Here is a 19,736-nt window from a genome sequence, read left to right as displayed (position 1 = left end):
TTCCTGAAATGTAAATAATTTGTTTATGAAAAATAAAATATACTTACTGTCGGCTTCTCTTATGGTGGCGACATTTTCTTTTTTTTCTTGTGTTTCATCCGGAGAAAAGGAAACAGGAAAAGATGAGATAGAGAAAAAGGTCGAGAATCTGTTAGGGAAGATGACACTTCAGGAGAAAATCGGCCAAATGAACCAGCTGAGTCCGTATGGTAGTGAGGAAGAAATGTATGCTTTGGTCAAAGAAGGAAAAGTTGGTTCGTTTCTGAATATTGTAAATGCGGAAGTCGCAAATAAGATACAGAAGACAGCCGTAGAGCAGTCACGGCTGGGTATTCCCGTACTGATGGCACGTGATGTTATTCATGGATATAAAACAATTTTTCCGATTTGTTTAGGACAGGCTGCTTCTTTTAACCCGGATCTGGTTCGTGAGTCTGCCAGAGTTGCCGCTATTGAGGCTTCTGCCGATGGTATACGATGGACGTTTGCTCCGATGATTGATGTATCCCGTGATCCACGTTGGGGAAGAATTGCCGAAAGCTGTGGTGAAGACCCTTATCTTACAGCTGTATTGGGAAAAGCTATGATTGAAGGTTTCCAGGGAGATTCACTGAATGATCCGACTTCTATTGCTGCGTGTGCAAAACATTTTGTAGGATATGGAGCTGCGGAAAGTGGAAGAGATTATAACTCAACCTTCTTGCCGGAACGCTTGTTGCGTAACGTATATCTTCCGCCTTTTGAAGCAGCAGCAAAAGCTGGAGCTGCAACTTTTATGACATCTTTTAATGACAATGATGGAGTGCCTTCTACCGGTAATAAGTTTATTTTAAAGAATGTCTTGCGGGAAGAATGGAAGTACGATGGAATGGTTGTTACCGATTGGGCTTCTGCTACCGAAATGATTACTCATGGCTTTTGTAAAGACGCTGCCGATGCTGCAAAAAAATCACTTGATGCAGGTGTCGATATGGATATGGTTAGTGGAGCTTTTTCTGGCAACTTGGAAAATCTGGTGAAAGAGAATAAAATATCCGAAAAACAGATAGATGAGGCGGTTCGTAACATCTTGCGCTTAAAATTCCGATTGGGCTTGTTTGAAAATCCTTATGTTTCTACTCCACAATCAGTAAAATATTCACCAGAACATTTGGCTAAGGCAAAACAGGCTGTAGAACAGTCGGTTATTCTTTTGAAAAATACAAATCAGACATTGCCTTTAAATGCTGACGAAGTACATACTGTAGCTGTCGTTGGTCCTTTGGCCGATGCTCCTCATGATCAGATGGGAACTTGGGTGTTTGATGGAGAAAAAGCACATACGCAGACTCCTTTGGCTGCATTGCGTGCTGTATATGGCGATAAGGTGCGTATTATTTATGAACCGGCACTGGCATATAGCCGCGACAAACAGACAACAGGATTGGCAAAAGCTGTCAATGCAGCTAAGCAAGCTGATGTCGTATTGGCTTTTGTAGGTGAAGAATCCATTTTATCAGGTGAGGCTCATTCTCTGGCCGATTTGAACTTGCAAGGTCTGCAATCGGAACTGATAGAAAAATTGTCACAGACAGGAAAACCTCTTGTTACTGTTGTTATGGCAGGCCGACCACTGACAATAGCTAAAGAAGTAGAAGAATCGGATGCTGTACTTTATGCTTTCCATCCGGGTACAATGGGAGGACCTGCTTTGGCTGATATCTTGTTCGGAAAGGTGAATCCAAGCGGAAAAACACCTGTTACATTTCCTAAGATGGTAGGTCAGCTTCCAATGTATTATGCTCACAATAATACCGGACGACCGGCATTGGAGAAAGAAATGTTGCTTGATGAAATTCCGATGGAAGCAGGACAGACTTCAGTGGGATGCCGTTCTTTCTTCCTTGATGCAGGTTCTACACCATTATTCCCATTTGGATATGGTTTGTCATATACGACATTCAGTTATGGTAATCTGAAGATTGTTTCGGGCAAATTGACGGTCAGTGATACATTGAAAGTTTCTGTTGAATTGAAAAATACCGGACGTTATGAAGGTACAGAGGTTGTACAGTTATATGTGCAAGATAAAGTTGGCTCTGTAACCAGACCGGTGAAAGAGTTGAAGCGCTTCCAGCGTGTCAATTTACAGCCTGGTGAATCTAAGCAGGTTATGTTTGATTTGCCGGTATCAGAATTGGCTTTTTGGAATATAGATATGAAGAAGGTAGTTGAACCGGGCGACTTTAAATTGTGGGTAGCTTCCGATAGTCAGGGAGGCTTGACAACTGAGTTTAATGTCGCAGAATAAATATAGGAGCTTTTTTTATGATAAAACAGATTATAGCACTCACTTTGGCCGGATGTTTATTTTCTTGCCAGCAATCTCAAAAGGAAGTTGAAAATCAACTGGATGAGAATAAATTTGTACATGTTGAAGGTGCCTGTCTGATAGAACCGGATGGAGATACCTTACACATAAAAGGTACTAATTTGGGAAACTGGTTAAATCCTGAAGGATATATGTTTGGTTTCACCAATACCAATTCTGCCAGAATGATTAACCAGATGTTTTGTGAACTGGTAGGACCTGATTTTACGGCCGATTTTTGGAAACAGTTTAAAGACAATTATATAACTCGTCGTGATATAGAGTTTATTGCCGGTTTGGGAGCAAATACAATCCGCCTTCCGTTCCATTATAAGCTATTTACTGATGAAGATTATATGGGACTGACAGCGGAACAAGATGGATTTGCACGTGTTGACAGTGTTGTTAACTGGTGTAGAGATAATAAATTGTATTTGATCTTGGATATGCACGATGCTCCGGGCGGACAGACTGGCGACAATATTGACGATAGTTATGGTTATCCCTGGTTATTCGAAAGCGAACGTAGCCAGCAGTTATTCTGTGATATCTGGAGAAACATTGCTGAAAGGTATAAAAATGAACCTGTAATATTAGGTTATGAACTGATAAATGAGCCGATTGCTCCGTATTTCGATAACATGGAGGAGTTGAATGGTAAATTGGAAGCTTTGCATAAGCGTGCTGTCAAGGCAATACGTGAAGTCGATACCAACCATATCATATTATTGGGAGGTTCTCAATGGAATGGCAACTTTAAGCCGTTTAAGGATGCCAAATATGATGATAAACTGATGTATACCTGTCATCGTTATGGCGGAGCTCCTACGAAAGAAGCAATTCAGGAATTCATAGCTTTTCGTGATAGTGTAAATTTACCTATGTATATGGGAGAGATAGGACATAATACTTCAGAATGGCAGTCATCTTTTTGCAAAGTCATGGAAGAAAATAATATAGGATGGACATTCTGGCCTTATAAGAAAAAGGATGACTCGTGTATAATGGGAATCCAGATGCCTGATAACTGGAATCATATTGTTGCCTTTTCTGAATCTCCCAGAGGCAGCTATGCCGAAATTCGTAAGGCACGTCCTGAACAGCAGATGGTACGGAAAGCGATGAATGATTTCATTCAGAATTGTAAGAAAGAAAATTGCATACCTCAAAAGGAATATATTCACTCGTTAGGTTTTAGTTTTCAATAGTTGAAATAGTTCTTGAAATATCATAAAACATTTAATATCATGAAAAAACAAATATTGTTAGGTGCGTTGGCGTTTGTTCTGTTTGCCTCTGTTTCGGCGCAGTCTGTCGATACACCTGTTTATTTAGATGATACAAAGCCTGTTGAGTTACGTGTTGAAGATGCCTTGTCCAGAATGACACTGGAAGAGAAAATTGCTATGATTCATGCTCAGTCTAAGTTCTGTTCTCCCGGTGTTTCCCGCTTGGGTATTCCTGAGATCTGGTGTACTGACGGACCTCATGGTATTCGTCCGGAGGTTTTGTGGGACGAATGGGATCAGGCCGGATGGACAAACGATTCATGTGTTGCATTTCCGGCATTAACATGTCTGGCTGCGACCTGGAATCCTGACATGGCTTTGTTGTATGGCAAGAGTATCGGTGAAGAGGCTCGCTATCGAAATAAAACTATTTTATTAGGACCGGGCGTAAATATTTATCGTACACCCTTGAATGGACGTAACTTTGAATATATGGGAGAAGATCCTTATCTTAGCAGCAAGATGGTGGTTCCTTATGTACAAGGGGTTCAAAGTAATGGCGTTGCCGCCTGTGTAAAGCATTATGCTCTGAATAATCATGAAGTCAATCGCCATACAACCAATGTGATTGTCGATGACAGAGCTTTGTATGAGATTTATCTGCCTGCCTTTAAAGCTGCGGTGCAAGAAGGTCATGCATGGAGTATCATGGGAGCGTATAATCTTTATAAAGACCAGCATTGCTGCCATAATCAATATCTTCTGAATGATATATTGAAAGGTGAATGGGGATTTGACGGAGTTGTTGTCAGCGACTGGGGTGGTACTCACGATACTGACGAGGCCATTACTAACGGTTTGGACTTAGAGTTCGGAAGTTGGACCAACGGACTGTCGAACGGAGCAAGTAATGCTTATGACAATTATTATCTGGCTAAAGCTTATCTGGATAAAATTAAATCGGGTAAATATACAACCAAAGAGCTGGACGAGAAAGTTCGTCGCATCCTTCGTCTTTCATTCCGTACGACAATGAACCGCAATCGTCCTTTCGGATCTATGGGAAGTCCTGAACATTTTGATGCGGCCCGTACCATTGCAGAAGAAGGTATCGTGTTGCTTCAGAATAAAGGAAATGTGCTTCCGATTGATTTGAATAAAGCTGCAAAAATTGCAGTAATTGGCGAGAATGCATTGAAGATGATGACCGTTGGCGGAGGTAGCTCTTCTTTGAAGGTAAAACATGAAATTTCACCGCTCGATGGCTTGAAAAAGAGAGTTGCCGGCAAGGCAGAAGTTCTTTTTGCAAGAGGATATGTCGGAGATGCCAGTGGCGAATACAACGGAGTTGTTACAGGACAGGATTTGTCAGATAACCGTTCGCCGGAAGAATTGATTGCTGAGGCTGTCAGCCTGGCAAAAGAATGCGATTATGTAATCTTCTTTGGTGGTTTAAATAAAAGTGCAGGACAGGATTGTGAAGATGCAGACCGTGCACAGCTGGGATTGCCCTACGGACAAGATCAGCTGATAGAAGCTTTGTCAAAAGTGAACAAAAACTTGATTGTCGTAAACATATCGGGTAATGCCGTTGCTATGCCTTGGGTGAAATCTGTGCCGTCTATTGTTCAGGCATGGTTTTTAGGCAGTGAAGCCGGAAGCGCCATAGCATCTGTCCTTTTGGGAGATGTCAATCCTTCAGGTAAACTTCCTTTTACCTTCCCTGTTTGCCTGGAAGATGTTGGAGCTCATGAATTGGGTGAATATCCTGGTGTAAAGAGAGAGAACGAGAATATCTGGGATGCGAAATACAATGAAGGTATTTTTGTGGGTTACCGTTGGCTCGATAAGGAAAATATTAAGCCTTTGTTTGCCTTTGGACATGGATTAAGTTATACTCCGTTTGAGTACGGCAAGGTTACGCTGGATTCTAAAGAAATGACTCAGGATGGAAAAATTGTGCTGACAGTCCCTGTTACTAATGTAGGCAAGAGAGAAGGAGCAGAAATCGTTCAGCTTTATATTTGTGATAAAAAGAGCTCACTTTCTCGTCCGGAAAAAGAATTAAAAGGTTTCTGTAAAGTCAAACTGGCTGCTGGAGAAACTAAAACAGTTTCTTTTACAATAGACAAATCGTCTTTGAGCTTTTTTGATGACAAGCAGCATAAATGGATTGCAGAACCTGGAAAATTTGAGGCTGTTATAGCTGCTTCTGCGGAAGATATAAAGTCGAAAACCGTATTTGAATTGAAATAAGTTTTTAGTTAATCTTTGCAGATAAATATGTTCTTCCCTCTTTCGGCTTTGTGATACGAAGCTGGAAGGGGGAAGTTTTTTAAGGGAAGGGTTTGGTCTGCTCAAAATAGAAGTTTATTTTCTTTGTAACAGGATTAAAGCTAGAAGAGATGACTTTTAAAATTAGGTGCTAAAAAATACGCAGTAAATTTTCAGCGATAAAAAGTTGTATATTGATTCGTGATATAGTTGTAGTATAGGGTATAACGGGTGGGTTGGAGGTAGAATTAAGTGTTGTTACGCAGAATTTTTATTTATTAAAAAAGATATTTTTTGAATTGAGTTTCTGTTATTCATAGAAGCGGATTTTCTTTTTATGTACTTGCTTCTTGTTTATAATGATGAATATTAGTGATTTATAAAATGTGAAATACTATTCTGAATAGTTTCTTTCTTTTTTTGAATAGATATTTTTCCTTGTATTATATACCTCAAATTACTTTTGCGTTGATTGATTTTTACAATCTTAAATTTAATTTATGATTTAAACTTTTTATTTAATGTTTTATGAAAAACTTGATGCATGTAAAACATGGTGGTATCTATTGGATACTGAGTTTTATTCTGGGGCTATCGGCATGTAAAGATAGCATATCAGAAGAAGGGAATATCCCTTATGATCCAAGTCTTCCTGTTGCGATTACAGGTTTTACTCCAGATTCGGGAGCGGTAAAGACACAGATGGTTATTGAAGGTGAGAACTTTGGAACGGATACATCCTTGGTTAAGGTTTTCATTGGCGGCAAAAAGGCTGTATTGATAAGTGCGAAAAGTAACTTTATCTACTGTATGGTTCCTGCAAAAAGTTATGAAGGAACTGTATCCGTTACGGTTGGTGATCAAACAGCTACAGCTTCTGAGAAATTTCACTATAATAGAGAAATGATGGTCAGTACGCTGTATGGAAAAGTGCGTGATGATGGTAAATATGATGTGGTAGATGGAGCTTTTGATGAATCATTTATAAATTATTATGGTGTACAAGAACCTACATGGTTCTCGTTTAATCCGAATGATTCAACAGAACTTTATATGTCGCAGGATAACGGAAAACCAATTCGTATTTTTGATTTAGACGAGAAGGTTGTTCGTACAGGTTTGACGACCGGTGAAGCTGGTATTCGTCGTATGAGAACCCTTTCGTGGACTGCGGATGGTGATACATTGATAGTAGCCAGTGATGATGGCGGCGGCGGCGATAATGACAAGGATCGTAAGAGTGCGATTTATGTTACAAAAAATGGAAACGGAGAATTTAGAAATGCTGGGGTGTTAGCTGCCGGAAGACAGTGTAATGGAGTAGCAATTCATCCGGTTAACCATGAAATGTATTATAATAATTTCTCGAAAGGTGTACTTTATCGTTTCGACTATCATAAATGGGGAGTAGGACCTGAAAACTGTATGGCACATCGCGAATATATTACTACTATTCAAGATAATGAATGGGAATTTAATATTGTGATTCATCCTAGTGGGGACTATGCTTATCTTGTTGTAATCAATCGCCATTATATCATGCGTATGAATTATGACAAAGCGAAAAAAACATTCGGTGTTCCTTACCTTATAGCTGGTGGAGTAGGTCAGAGTGCATGGGTAGATGGTGTAGGAGCTAACGCTCGTTTGAACTCTCCTTATCAAGGTGTCTTTGTTAAAAATCCGGAGTATGTAAAAGCTAATAAGAGTGACGTATATGATTTCTATTTTACAGATTCAGGTAACCATTGTGTTCGTGTGTTAACTCCGGAAGGTGTTGTTACAACGTATGCAGGTCGTGGTAGTGCAAACCTTAATAATGAAGCTAGGGGATATGTAGATGGAACACTACGTGGTGAGGCCCGTTTCAATAATCCTCGTGGATTGGCATACGATGAGCAAAATAATGTGTTTTATGTGGGGGATATGGATAATCATATTATCCGTAAAATTGCTATGGAGGATGAAGATAGTGCACATGAGTCGGATGAAGAGGAGATTAGTGCAGAGAATACAGTAAGTAATAAATGAAAAACACGGATAAAATGAAAAATATTATCACATTTCTTTTGGTGTTCTTCACCGCTACAACTGTTTGGGCTGAAAAAGTTATCGTATCGGGAACAGTTGTTGATTCAAATAAAGAGCCGCTGATAGGTGTAAACGTAACAGTAAAAGATGCTCCCGGACTGGGTACAATTACCGATATTGATGGTCGTTATCGGATTGAAATAGATGCATATAGCACTTTGTTGTTTTCATATATTGGATTTGATACTTATAAGGTATTGATTAAGGAAAACATGAAAGTGGTAAATGTCCAGATGAAGGAATCTTCGAATAATGTTATCGATGAAGTCGTTATTACAGGTACTGGTGCACAGAAAAAAATCAGTGTTACCGGTGCTATTACAACTGTCGGAGTAAAGGAACTTCAAACAGCTCCGGGTGGAAACTTGTCAAACGCCTTGGCAGGTAATGTTCCTGGTATTATGGCTATGCAGACTTCTGGTCAGCCGGGACAAAATACTTCTGAGTTCTGGATACGTGGTATCTCTACATTTGGTGCAAATACGTCTGCTTTGGTATTGGTTGATGGATTTGAGCGTGATTTGGATGATGTAAATATTGAAGATATTGAATCTTTCTCTGTATTGAAGGATGCCTCTGCAACAGCTATTTATGGTTCACGAGGTGCAAATGGTGTTGTATTGATTACGACTAAACATGGTGGTGCTGGTAAAATCAATATTGATGCGAAGGTGGAAACTTCTTATAATACCCGTACTATTACACCTGAATTTGCAGATGGTATTACCTATGCAAATATGATGAATGAAGCACGTATTACTCGTAACCAGGAACCTATTTACTCTCCTGGAGAATTGGAAATTTTACGCAGAGGACTGGACCCGGATCTTTATCCGAATGTTGACTGGATGGGTATGCTGCTGCGTGACGGAGCTATGCAATATCGTGCGAACTTGAATCTGAACGGTGGTGGATCTACTGCTAGATATTTCGTGTCTGTCAGCTATTTGCAGGAAAATGGTATGTATAATACGGATGAAGCTCTCCGGAAGGACTATAACACTAATACAAATGCAGGAACATGGAATTATCGATTGAACACTGATATTGATATTACTAAGACAACATTGTTGAAAGTTGGTGTGTCTGGATCATTAAGAAAATGGAATGAACCGGGACTGTCAAAAGATATCTGGAAATCTTTGATGTATCAGAATCCTATCAGTATTCCTGTTATGTATTCAAACGGTTATGTACCGGCTTATGGAACGGGAGAACAGACTAACCCATGGGTGCTGGCTACTCAGACTGGTTATAAAGAACATTGGGAAAATACAGTTCAGACTAATATCACGCTGGAGCAGAAGTTGGATTTTATCACTAAAGGATTGAGATTCGTTGGACGTTTTGGTTTTGATACATGGAATAAAACGAATATTGACCGTATTAAATGGCCTAAACAGTGGAAGGCACAGCGTCAGCGTGATGAGTATGGAAATTTAGTCTTTACTCAGGTTTCGGATGAACAGCTGATGACACAGAGCAGTTCTTCTGAGGGTAATCGTAAAGAAGTATTCGAAGCTGAGTTACATTACGATCGTGCCTTTAATGAGCATCACATTGGTGGATTGGTTAAGTTTAATTATGATACTCAGGTAGCTACAGTAAATATTGGTGATGATATTAAGAATGGTATAGCCAGACGTCATATGGGATTGGCTGGACGTTTCAGTTATAACTGGAAGTTCCGTTATTTTGCTGATTTCAATTTTGGATACAATGGATCTGAAAACTTTGCCGATGGTCATAGATTCGGTTTCTTCCCAGCTTTTTCTGTAGCTTGGAATGTGGCAGAAGAACCATGGATTAAAAAAATAGCTCCTTGGTGTAATATGTTTAAGTTACGTTACTCTTGGGGTAAAGTAGGTAATGATAATTTTGGAGGTACTCAAAATCGCTTCCCGTATCTTTACACAATTGGTGATGGAGGAAGTTATCAATGGGGAGATTACTCCTACGATCGTAAATATGTCGGATTGAAATATACAGGTGTAGCTTCTGTAGGAGCTACTTGGGAAGTTGCTACCAAACATGATGTGGGTGTAGACCTTTCACTTTTCAATGATAAGTTTACTGCAACAGTCGATTATTTCCATGAACAGCGAGATGGAATCTGGATGGAACGTAAATATCTGCCTGCTATTATTGGTCTTTCGGGTATCACTCCAAGAGCAAATGTTGGTAGCGTATTGTCTGAAGGTTTTGATGGTAATTTTGCTTATCGCCAGAAAATAGGAAAAGTTGATATAACTGTACGAGGTAATATCACATATAGCAAGAATACCGTTCTGGAAAAAGATGAAGAAAACAATGTATATCCATACCAGATGGAAGAAGGTTATCGAGTAGATCAGGCTAAAGGATTGATTGCTTTGGGACTTTTCAAGGATTATGATGATATTCGTAATAGCCCGAAACAGGAATTTGGAACAGTACAGCCGGGAGATATTAAATATAAGGATGTAAATGGTGATGGTGTAGTAAATGATGGCGACCGTGTAGCTATTGGAGCTACTACCAGACCGAATATGATTTATGGTTTTGGTATTTCTGGTACATGGAAAGGATTTGACTTGAACGTTCACTTCCAGGGTGCAGGAAAGAGTTCATTCTTTATTGGTGGTCCTACTGTCTATGCATTCAGTTCGGGTGAATGGGGTAATGTGCTGAAGGATGTGGCCGAATCTGACCGCTGGATTTCTGCTGACATATCAGGTAATCCTGCAACAGAAAACCCGAATGCAGAATATCCTCGTTTGTCATTTGGAGGAAACAGTAATAACTACCGTGCTTCTACATTCTGGTTGCGTGACGGTTCATATTTGCGTTTGAAGACATTGGAGTTTGGTTATACACTTCCCAAGCAGATTGTAAATAAAATCATGTTCAATAATATACGTGTATTCTTCCGTGGAAGCAATATTCTGACATTCTCTAAGTTTAAACTTTGGGATCCGGAATTGCATAGCTCAACAGGTACAGAATATCCATTGTCTAGAAGCTTAACATTTGGTTTAACTGTTAATATTTAATCTTGTCTTATGAAAAATAAATATCTATTATATTCTGCACTTTTTTTGCTCTCAATGTCTTCTTGCGAAGATAAACTGGATGCAGACCGGTACTTTGGAGATCGTATGACTATTGAAAAAGTGTTTGCCGACCGTGATTATTCGGAAAGATGGTTATCTGATGCTTACTCACATCTTATAGGTGTCAATGCGGATGTATCAAGTAAGGGTTTTACGATGTATTGCTTTGCAGACGATATGTATTTTGGTGACCGTGATGATAAATATAAAAAATGGAAGAATGGTGAGTATGATGAAGGATGGGAACAAGGTCCATGGGGAGAATGCTATACCGGTATCTACCAAGCTTCAGTTTTTATACATAATATAGATCGTAATACAAAATTTACAGAAGAAGAACGTGCTGACTATAAGGCACAGGCTCGTTTTGTACGTGCCTATTATTATTGGCTGTTGTTGCGTAAATATGGACCTATACCTATTATGCCTGATGAGGGTATGGATTTTACACAAGAGTATGAAGATTTGGCTGTAGCACGCTCCAGCTATGATGAAGTGGCTAATTTTATTGCATCAGAAATGCAGATTGCAGCAAAAGACTTACCATTGGAGAGAGGTCCTTTAGCAATCGCTCGTCCTACTCGAGGAGCAGCTCTGGCTGCACGTGCTAAAGTATTGCTGTATGCTGCGAGCCCTATTAATAATCCTCATCCGAGTGATACTGAAAAATTCAGTGATATGGTAAATTTCGATGGAAAACATCTGATTGCACAGGAGTATGATGAAACTAAATGGGCAAGAGCTGCAGCTGCTGCTCTTGATGTGATGGAATTGCCTGGAAATCAGGCTAACGGGAGAAGATATGACCTTTATCACTTGGGAAGACGTACTTCTGGTTCTGTTGGATATCCTGTGACGATTGAACCGTATAAGGACGGAGATTTTTCTGAGCATACTTGGCCTGATGGATGGCAGGATATTGATCCGTTTGAATCTTATCGCTCATTGTTTGACGGAGAAGTAAGTGCTTCTGATAATTATGAGTTGATTTTTACACGTGGTCAGAACCAGTCTTCAGAAGGAGTTGATATAATGGTAGTACACCAATTGCCAACTAGTGCGACTGGTTGGAATACGCATGGTTTGACTCAAAAAATGTGTGATGCTTATTACATGAATGACGGTTCGGATTGTCCTGGAAAAGACCTTGAAATAGGAGGTGCTAATGGTACTGTACGTGAAACGGGATTTGTTGATGAAACAAATCAGGAAAACTATCCGGAATTGGGTGAACATCGTATTGGCGTTTCTTTACAATATGTGCAGCGTGAACCACGATTCTATGCTTCAGTCGCTTATAATGGATCAACCTGGTTCTTGCTGAACGAATCGAATGATGCAAACAGAAATCAGCAGGTATTTTATTATCGTGGTATGGGTAATGGATATAACAATAATAATGCTTTCTGGTTGCGTACCGGTATTGGCGTTAAAAAGTTTGTACACCCTTATGACACTAATGAAAATAGAGATATGGGTAGAATACGTCGAAAAGCAGAACCTGCTATTCGCTATGCTGAAATATTATTGATTTATGCTGAGGCTTTAAATGAGCTTGATGGGTCACATAATATAGAGTCATGGGATGGAAGCAAGACTTATACCATAAAGCGTGATATAAATGAAATGAAAAAAGGTATTCGTCCTATCCGTTGCCGTGCTGGTATTCCGGACTATACAGCTGCCGAATATGCAAGTAAAGATTTGTTCCGGGAAAAAATTAAACGGGAACGTATGATTGAGCTGATGGGAGAAGGACATAGATATTATGATTTGCGCCGATGGAAAGATGCAGAAAAAGAAGAATCTCAACCTATTTATGGCTGCAATACGTTGATGACAGGGCAGTATAAAGATTTGTTCCATATTCCGGTAGTGGTACCTTCGTTGCCTACTAACTTTTCACGGAAAATGTATTTCTGGCCTATTAGTCATAGTGAATTAAAACGTAACCGTTTATTGACTCAGAATCCAGGATGGACATATAATGATTAATTAACTATAAACAGAAAAATAATGAAAAAGATATATTCTTATATTATTCTATTGCTTGTTTCATTTTGTTGGGTTTCCTGCAATAATGAATGGGAAGATGAACAGTACGAGCAGTATGTATCGTTTAAGGCCCCCATTGGTTCTAATGGCGTAACTGATATTTATATTCGCTATAAGAAAGATGGAAAGGTTACCTATCAGCTTCCGGTTATCATAAGTGGTTCAACCTTTAATGAGAAAGATTTGAATGTGAAGGTCGAAGTAGATAATGATACGTTGGGAATCTTGAATAATGAACGTTTTGGCCGTGAAGATTTATATTTCTTACAGCTTACACCTGAGCATTATAATTTCCCTGGTACAGTAAATGTACCGCAGGGAGTTTCTGTTATCACATTGCCTATTGATTTTGACCTTATGGGAATTAATATGGTTAGAAGCTGGGTCTTGCCTCTGACCGTTGTAGATGAGCCGGGAACATATCTTGGTCATCCTCGTAAGAATTATGCCAAGGCTTTGTTGAACATTAAGCCGTTTAACGATTATTCTGGTACATATAGTACAACTACTTTGCAAACATTTATTTCGAATGAAGATGGTAGTTACGATCAAGCCAATCCGATTGTGAGAAATACCCGAACAGGACAGGTGGTAGATGAAAATACTATTTTCTTTTATGCCGGTGCCATGGAAGAGGACTTGATAAATCGTGAAGATTATAAGGTAAACTTTTACTTTAATCCTGAAACAAAAATGGTTGAACTGTCTACTAAAAATGAAAACCTGAAATTAGAGCAGTTAAAGAAAGACCAGGCAGCATATACCATTGCAGAGATTATGGATGAAGAACTTCCTTATTTGAAACACAGATATGTAATATTTAATATTGAATATACATTTGTCGATTATACATCTGTTGAGGGTAGAGAAATCCCATATCATGTAAAAGGAACAATGACTCTTGAACGTAAGATTAATACTCAGATTCCTGATGAGGATCAAGCTATTGAATGGTAAAGTTTTCATTATCATCATATAAATAATTTTTTTAATAGCGGATTTAATTGTTTTGAACTGTAAATTCTATTTTTTGAACAATTATTTCCGCTATTTTTTATCATTACGGCATACTTTTGCATCATAGGATTGAAAGATTTACAAAATGACTTTGAATCGGTTGTGGATTCAATCGGTTGTTTTTTTAGAAACAAGAACATTAATTAATTTAATACCAAAATAAGTAAAAACAATGAAGAAACTTACAGCTACAACCTTGTTCGCTATGGGGCTGTTTGCCCAGCTTCAGGCAACAGATTTATTTACTCCTGTACAAAAAACAGATTTAAGACTTCCTTCTGTGCCTTTAATAACTTCTGATCCTTATCTTTCTATTTGGTCGCCTTATGATAAGTTAAATGAAGGTACAACCAGACATTGGACTAATGATGAAAAATCACTTATTGGTGCTGTGCGTGTAGATGGAAAAGTGTATCGTTTCATGGGAAAACAGGCACTTGAATCTTTATTGCCTATGGCCGGAAGTGAAGAATGGGAAGGTAATTATACTTTTGATGCACCTCAAGGTGAATGGACAGCTGTGAATTATAATGCCGAAGGCTGGAAAAAAGGAAAGGGAGCTTTCGGTACAAATGACATGCCTGTTGTACGAACGAGCTGGAATACGAAAGATATTTGGGTACGTCGTGAGTTTAATTTGAATGATGTTCCGGCAGATACTCCTATTTATCTTAAATACTCACACGATGATGTCTTTGAATTGTATCTCAATGGAGAAAAACTGGTTGCTACCGATTATTCATGGAAGAATAATGTTGTTTTGGAATTATCAGACAAGGTACGTGCTAAAATGCGCGAAGGAAAGAATGTCATCGCTGCACATTGCCATAATACAACCGGAGGAGCGTATGTCGATTTTGGATTATATACAACTAATAAAGAAACAGCCGGATTTGAAAATATCGCTATACAAAAGTCGGTAGACGTATTGCCAACTCAGACTTATTATACTTTTACATGTGGACCGGTAGAGCTGGATGTTGTATTTACTGCTCCTATGTTGATTGATGATCTTGATTTGATTTCTACTCCTATCAACTATATCTCTTATCAAGCCACATCTACTGATAAGAAAAATCATGATGTTCAAGTTTATATTGAGACAACTCCACAGCTTACTATTAATGAGATGACTCAGCCAACCAGAGCACAAGTTATTAAGAAAAACGGAATCAGTTATGTGCAGGCTGGTAGTATCGATCAGCCTATTACAGGTCGTAAAGGCGATTTGATTTGCATAGACTGGGGATATGCTTATTTGGCAGGTAATAATGGTGCCAATACTTCTGTGAGTTTGGGCGACTATGTCGACATGAAGGCTGTTTTTGCAAGTAAAGGTGAATTGATGCCTGGACAAAATGAGGTAGTTACGCGTAATGCCGATGAAATGCCGGCTATGGCTTATTCTGAAGATCTGGGAAATGTTTCATCTACAGGAAAGAGTGGCTTCATGATGATCGGATACGATGACGTATATTCAATCGAATACATGTATGAACGTCGTATGGCATATTGGAAACATGATGGCAAGGTTTCTATTTTTGATGCGTTTGAACGTGCAAAACAAAATTATCAGAATGTAATGGAACGTTGCCGTGATTTTGATGCTATGATCATGAAAGATGCAGAGAAAGCTGGAGGTAAAAAATATGCTGAAATTTGTGCTGCTTCATATCGTCAGGTAATGGCTGCTCATAAATTGTTTACCGACAAAGAAGGTAATTTAATGTTCTTCTCTAAAGAAAACAACAGTAATGGATGTATTAATACTGTAGATTTAACATATCCTTCTGCTCCTTTGTTCCTTGCTTATAATCCTGATTTGCAAAAAGCAATGATGACAAGTATTTTCGAATATAGTGCAACTGGCAGATGGAATAAACCTTTCCCTGCTCATGATTTAGGAACTTATCCTATTGCTAATGGTCAGGTTTACGGAGGTGATATGCCGATAGAAGAAGGTGGTAATATGGTTATTCTGGCTGCTGCTATAGCTAAAGCTGAAGGTAACGCAAATTATGCTAAAAAGTACTGGGATTTACTTACTATCTGGACTGATTATTTGGTTGAATATGGTCAGGATCCGGAAAACCAGCTTTGTACAGATGACTTTGCAGGACATTGGGCACATAATGCCAATCTTTCTGTAAAAGCTATTATGGGAGTTGCCGGATATAGTGAAATGGCTAAGATGCTGGGCCTGAACAATGTGGCAGACGAGTATGCAGAAAAAGCAAAGAAGATGGCTCAGAAATGGATGGAAATGGCAGGAGAAAACGATCATTACCGTTTAGCTTTCGACCGTGCTAATACTTGGAGTCAGAAATATAATATGGTTTGGGATAAAATGTGGGGATTGAATATTTTCCCAGGTGTTATCGATAAGGAAATCAACTATTATCTGACAAAACAAAATGCTTTTGGTCTGCCTTTGGATAGCCGTAAGGAATATACTAAGTCCGACTGGATTATGTGGACTGCTGCAATGGCTTCTGATATGGAAACTTTCCAGAAGTTTGTAGATCCTTTGTATAAATATATCAATGAAACTCCTTCTCGTGTTCCTATCAGTGACTGGCATCATACAGATAGCGGAGAATGGGTAGGATTCCGTGCTCGTTCTGTAATAGGTGGATACTGGATGAAAGTCCTGATGGATAAAATGTTGGTAAAATAATCTCATCTGTTATTCTTAAAAAAGTCTGTATAAATTCTGTTTTGATAACTTATCATGGAGTTTATACAGACTTTATTGTTTGAAAAATACTTTTTTCATTATAATATATTGTTAATCTTGATATTCGATAATATTTGTGAAGAAGAAATTTCAAATACTGTTTTTATTCTTGTTTGTGGGCTGTTCTTTATGTATGGCCAAAAAGATATCGGTGGTATACCCTCGAGTTGAAATGCAGGAGAATCCTTTAGGAATAGATCTTAAAAATCCTCATTTTTCATGGCAGCTGGCATCTGATGTAAAAGATGTAAAACAAATAGGGTACGAAATTCAGTTAGCTGCTGATTTGCGTGACCTTAAACGTGGTGATAATCTTATTTGGAAATCAGGTTTGGTTCAATCGGATAAAATGCAGATTGAGTATGAAGGATTGCCAATGCAGTCATGCGAAGAATATTATTGGAGAGTTCGTGTGCAGACAAATCATGGAATGAGTAGTTGGAGTGCGATTCAACGATTTTCTACTGGAATGTTGCATGCCGAAGACTGGCATGCTGAATGGATTGGTGAAAATGCAATGTCAAATTCAGGAGAGTCACAGACGGAACTTCATACACGGTTGGCTGCCAGATATTTGCGAAAAGACTTTCAGGCTTCGTTTCATATCGATCGTGCAACGCTTTATATTAGTGGATTAGGATATTATCAGGCTTTTCTGAATGGGAAAAGTGTGAGTGAAGATTTACTTACTCCTTCCATTACATTTTATTCTGAAACAGTATATTATAATACGTATGATGTTACTGATTTATTGCAGGAAGGGGATAATGCCTTAGGAGTTATCCTCGGTAATGGACGATATTTTTGGGTGAGAGGAAGTGGAATGGAAGGATTTGGTCTGCCTCGCTTATTGGCGCAACTAGAAATAGAATACACTGATGGTAGCAAGAAAATCATAGCTTCGGATGAAACCTGGAAAGTTACATCGAAAGGACCTATTGTCGCAAATAATGAGTTCGATGGAGAAGAGTATGATATGAAGAAAGAATTGCCCGGGTGGAACTTGAGCGGATATGATGATTCTACATGGAGGAACGTGGATATAATGTCCGTTCCATGCAAACGATTGTTAGCCCAGCCATCTCCGTCAGTTGCCATTATGGAACGCATTCATCCGTCATCGGTTACCCGACTGGCATCAGGAAAAGTCTTGATAGATATGGGACAGAATATGGTAGGCAGACTGAAAGCATCTTTTAAAGGAAAAGCAGGGCAAAAAGTTGTTATGCGTTTTGCTGAAATCATTAATCCTGATAGTACATTGTATGTAGCTAATTTACGTTCGGCGAAAGCTACCGATATTTTTACTCCTTCTGTTGATGGCTATTTTTCTTGGGCACCAGTTTTTGTTTATCATGGTTTCCGCTATGTTGAAATCGATGGTGTGGAAGGAGATCCTGATATCAAAGATTTTGTTGGTGAGGTTATGTATGACAGAATGCAGCAGACAGGACATTTCGAAACTTCAGATTTTATTATCAATCAGATTTTCAAAAATGCTTATTGGGGCATTAGAGGAAACTATCATAATATGCCGACAGACTGTCCTCAACGGGATGAACGCCATGGATGGCTTGGTGATCGTGCAACCGGCTGCTGGGGGGAAAGTTTTGTATTTGATAATGCGTTGTTATACCGCAAATGGTTGCAGGATATAGAAGAATCCCAACGTGAGGATGGTGTAATTTCAGCCGTATCTCCTCGTTTTTGGACTATTTATGCAGGAGATGTGACATGGCCGTCTGTTTATATCTTAGCAGCCGAAATGCTGTATCGTCATTATGGAGATGCTACTGCTATCGTAAAACATTATGATTCAATGAAACGCTGGGTAGAGTATATTTACAAGAACTCAATGAAAGACGGACTTGTGGTTCGTGATGAGTGGGGCGACTGGTGTATGCCTCCAGAAGCTCCGGAATTGATTCACTCTCAAGATCCGATGAGAAAAACTGATGGGGCGATTTTAGGTAGTACTACATTTTATGGATTGTTGTATAAAATGATTGATTTTGCTCGGATATCAGGCCATTCGGAAGATATTGACAATTATAAGACACATGCTGAGGCCTTGAAGAAAGCATATAATAAACGCTTTTTCAATTATGAAACTGCCCAGTATGGAAATAATTCAGTTACGGGAAATTTGTTGTCTCTTCGTTATGGGTTAGTACCGGATGGTTACGAAAAACGTGTTTTTAATAATGTCGTCGAAAAGACTGAAAAAGATTGTAAAGGGCATGTCAGCACAGGAGTTGTAGGAATACAGCATTTAATGAGGGGACTGACAGAACATGGTCGAGAAGATCTTGCTTATAAAATTGTGACTAATACAGACTATCCTAGCTGGGGATATATGATTGAAAAAGGAGCTACTACAATTTGGGAATTATGGAATGGAGACACAGCAGCACCTGATATGAACTCGGCTAATCATGTTATGCTTCTAGGTGACTTGCTGATATGGTATTATGAAAACCTTGCAGGCATAAAAAATTCAAAAGAATCTGTTGGATTCCGTCATATTGAGATGAAGCCATGTTTCCCGGACGGACTGGACTATGTCAATGCTTCTTATCAGTCTGTATCTGGTAAAATTGTTAGCAACTGGACTCGAACTGAAGGATGTTTTTCGTGGAATGTTACTATTCCTGCTAACTGTTCTGCAACGTTGTATATTCCTTTATCTCTACATCCCGAAAAAACAGAAATGGCAAAAGCTCATAGTATACAGTGTGAAGGGGATAATTGGATAATTGAATTAGGCTCTGGAAACTATTGCTTTAAAAGTGACATGTAATAAAATTTTCAATGAAAGGTTAGATTTTTTTCTTTTCTGAATAATTTTTGCGTGTCAGGCTCGTTTCTTTTCCCCATCTTTGTAAAAGAGT

Annotated in this window: 9 protein-coding genes; all 9 read left to right on the top strand. The window is 38.9% G+C overall.

Annotated features, from left to right (window positions below):
- Positions 1-25: 25 nt before the first annotated feature.
- The 9 genes from bglX (at position 26) to BACCOP_RS15805 (ending at position 19,645) form a co-directional block, all read left to right on the top strand.
- The gene (gene bglX / locus BACCOP_RS15845; RefSeq protein ID WP_007570929.1) at positions 26-2,290 is read left to right on the top strand and encodes a beta-glucosidase BglX; all 2,265 of its coding nucleotides are present in this window, start codon (positions 26-28) and stop codon (positions 2,288-2,290) included.
- A gap of 17 nt (positions 2,291-2,307) precedes the next feature.
- Positions 2,308-3,558: a glycoside hydrolase family 5 protein gene (locus tag BACCOP_RS15840; protein WP_007570927.1), complete on the top strand. Its 1,251-nt coding sequence runs from the start codon at positions 2,308-2,310 to the stop codon at positions 3,556-3,558.
- Positions 3,559-3,597: 39 nt separating this feature from the next.
- On the top strand, positions 3,598-5,835 hold the full coding sequence (locus BACCOP_RS15835; RefSeq protein WP_007570925.1) for a glycoside hydrolase family 3 C-terminal domain-containing protein: 2,238 nt from the start codon (positions 3,598-3,600) through the stop codon (positions 5,833-5,835).
- 546 nt (positions 5,836-6,381) lie between these two features.
- A complete protein-coding gene (locus BACCOP_RS15830) occupies positions 6,382-7,884 on the top strand; it encodes an IPT/TIG domain-containing protein (RefSeq protein WP_007570924.1) in 1,503 nt (500 codons plus the stop codon).
- Between the two features lie 14 nt (positions 7,885-7,898).
- Positions 7,899-10,976 carry a SusC/RagA family TonB-linked outer membrane protein gene (locus BACCOP_RS15825; protein ID WP_148315587.1) on the top strand — a complete coding sequence of 1,026 codons (3,078 nt, stop codon included), beginning with the start codon at positions 7,899-7,901 and terminating at the stop codon, positions 10,974-10,976.
- Between the two features lie 9 nt (positions 10,977-10,985).
- Entirely contained in the window at positions 10,986-13,031 is a 2,046-nt protein-coding gene (locus BACCOP_RS15820; RefSeq protein ID WP_007570922.1) for a RagB/SusD family nutrient uptake outer membrane protein, read from the top strand.
- A 21-nt stretch (positions 13,032-13,052) separates the two neighbouring features.
- Positions 13,053-14,048: a DUF4973 domain-containing protein gene (locus tag BACCOP_RS15815; protein WP_007570921.1), complete on the top strand. Its 996-nt coding sequence runs from the start codon at positions 13,053-13,055 to the stop codon at positions 14,046-14,048.
- 232 nt (positions 14,049-14,280) lie between these two features.
- Positions 14,281-16,785, top strand: a complete 2,505-nt coding sequence (locus BACCOP_RS15810; protein ID WP_007570920.1) for a glutaminase family protein — start codon at positions 14,281-14,283, stop codon at positions 16,783-16,785.
- Positions 16,786-16,996: 211 nt separating this feature from the next.
- The gene (locus BACCOP_RS15805; protein ID WP_235776973.1) at positions 16,997-19,645 is read left to right on the top strand and encodes an alpha-L-rhamnosidase; all 2,649 of its coding nucleotides are present in this window, start codon (positions 16,997-16,999) and stop codon (positions 19,643-19,645) included.
- The last annotated feature ends 91 nt before the right edge of the window (positions 19,646-19,736 follow it).

This window comes from Phocaeicola coprocola DSM 17136, from assembly GCF_000154845.1.
Lineage (GTDB): Bacteria > Bacteroidota > Bacteroidia > Bacteroidales > Bacteroidaceae > Phocaeicola > Phocaeicola coprocola.
This window is presented reverse-complemented; position numbering and strand designations above follow the sequence as displayed.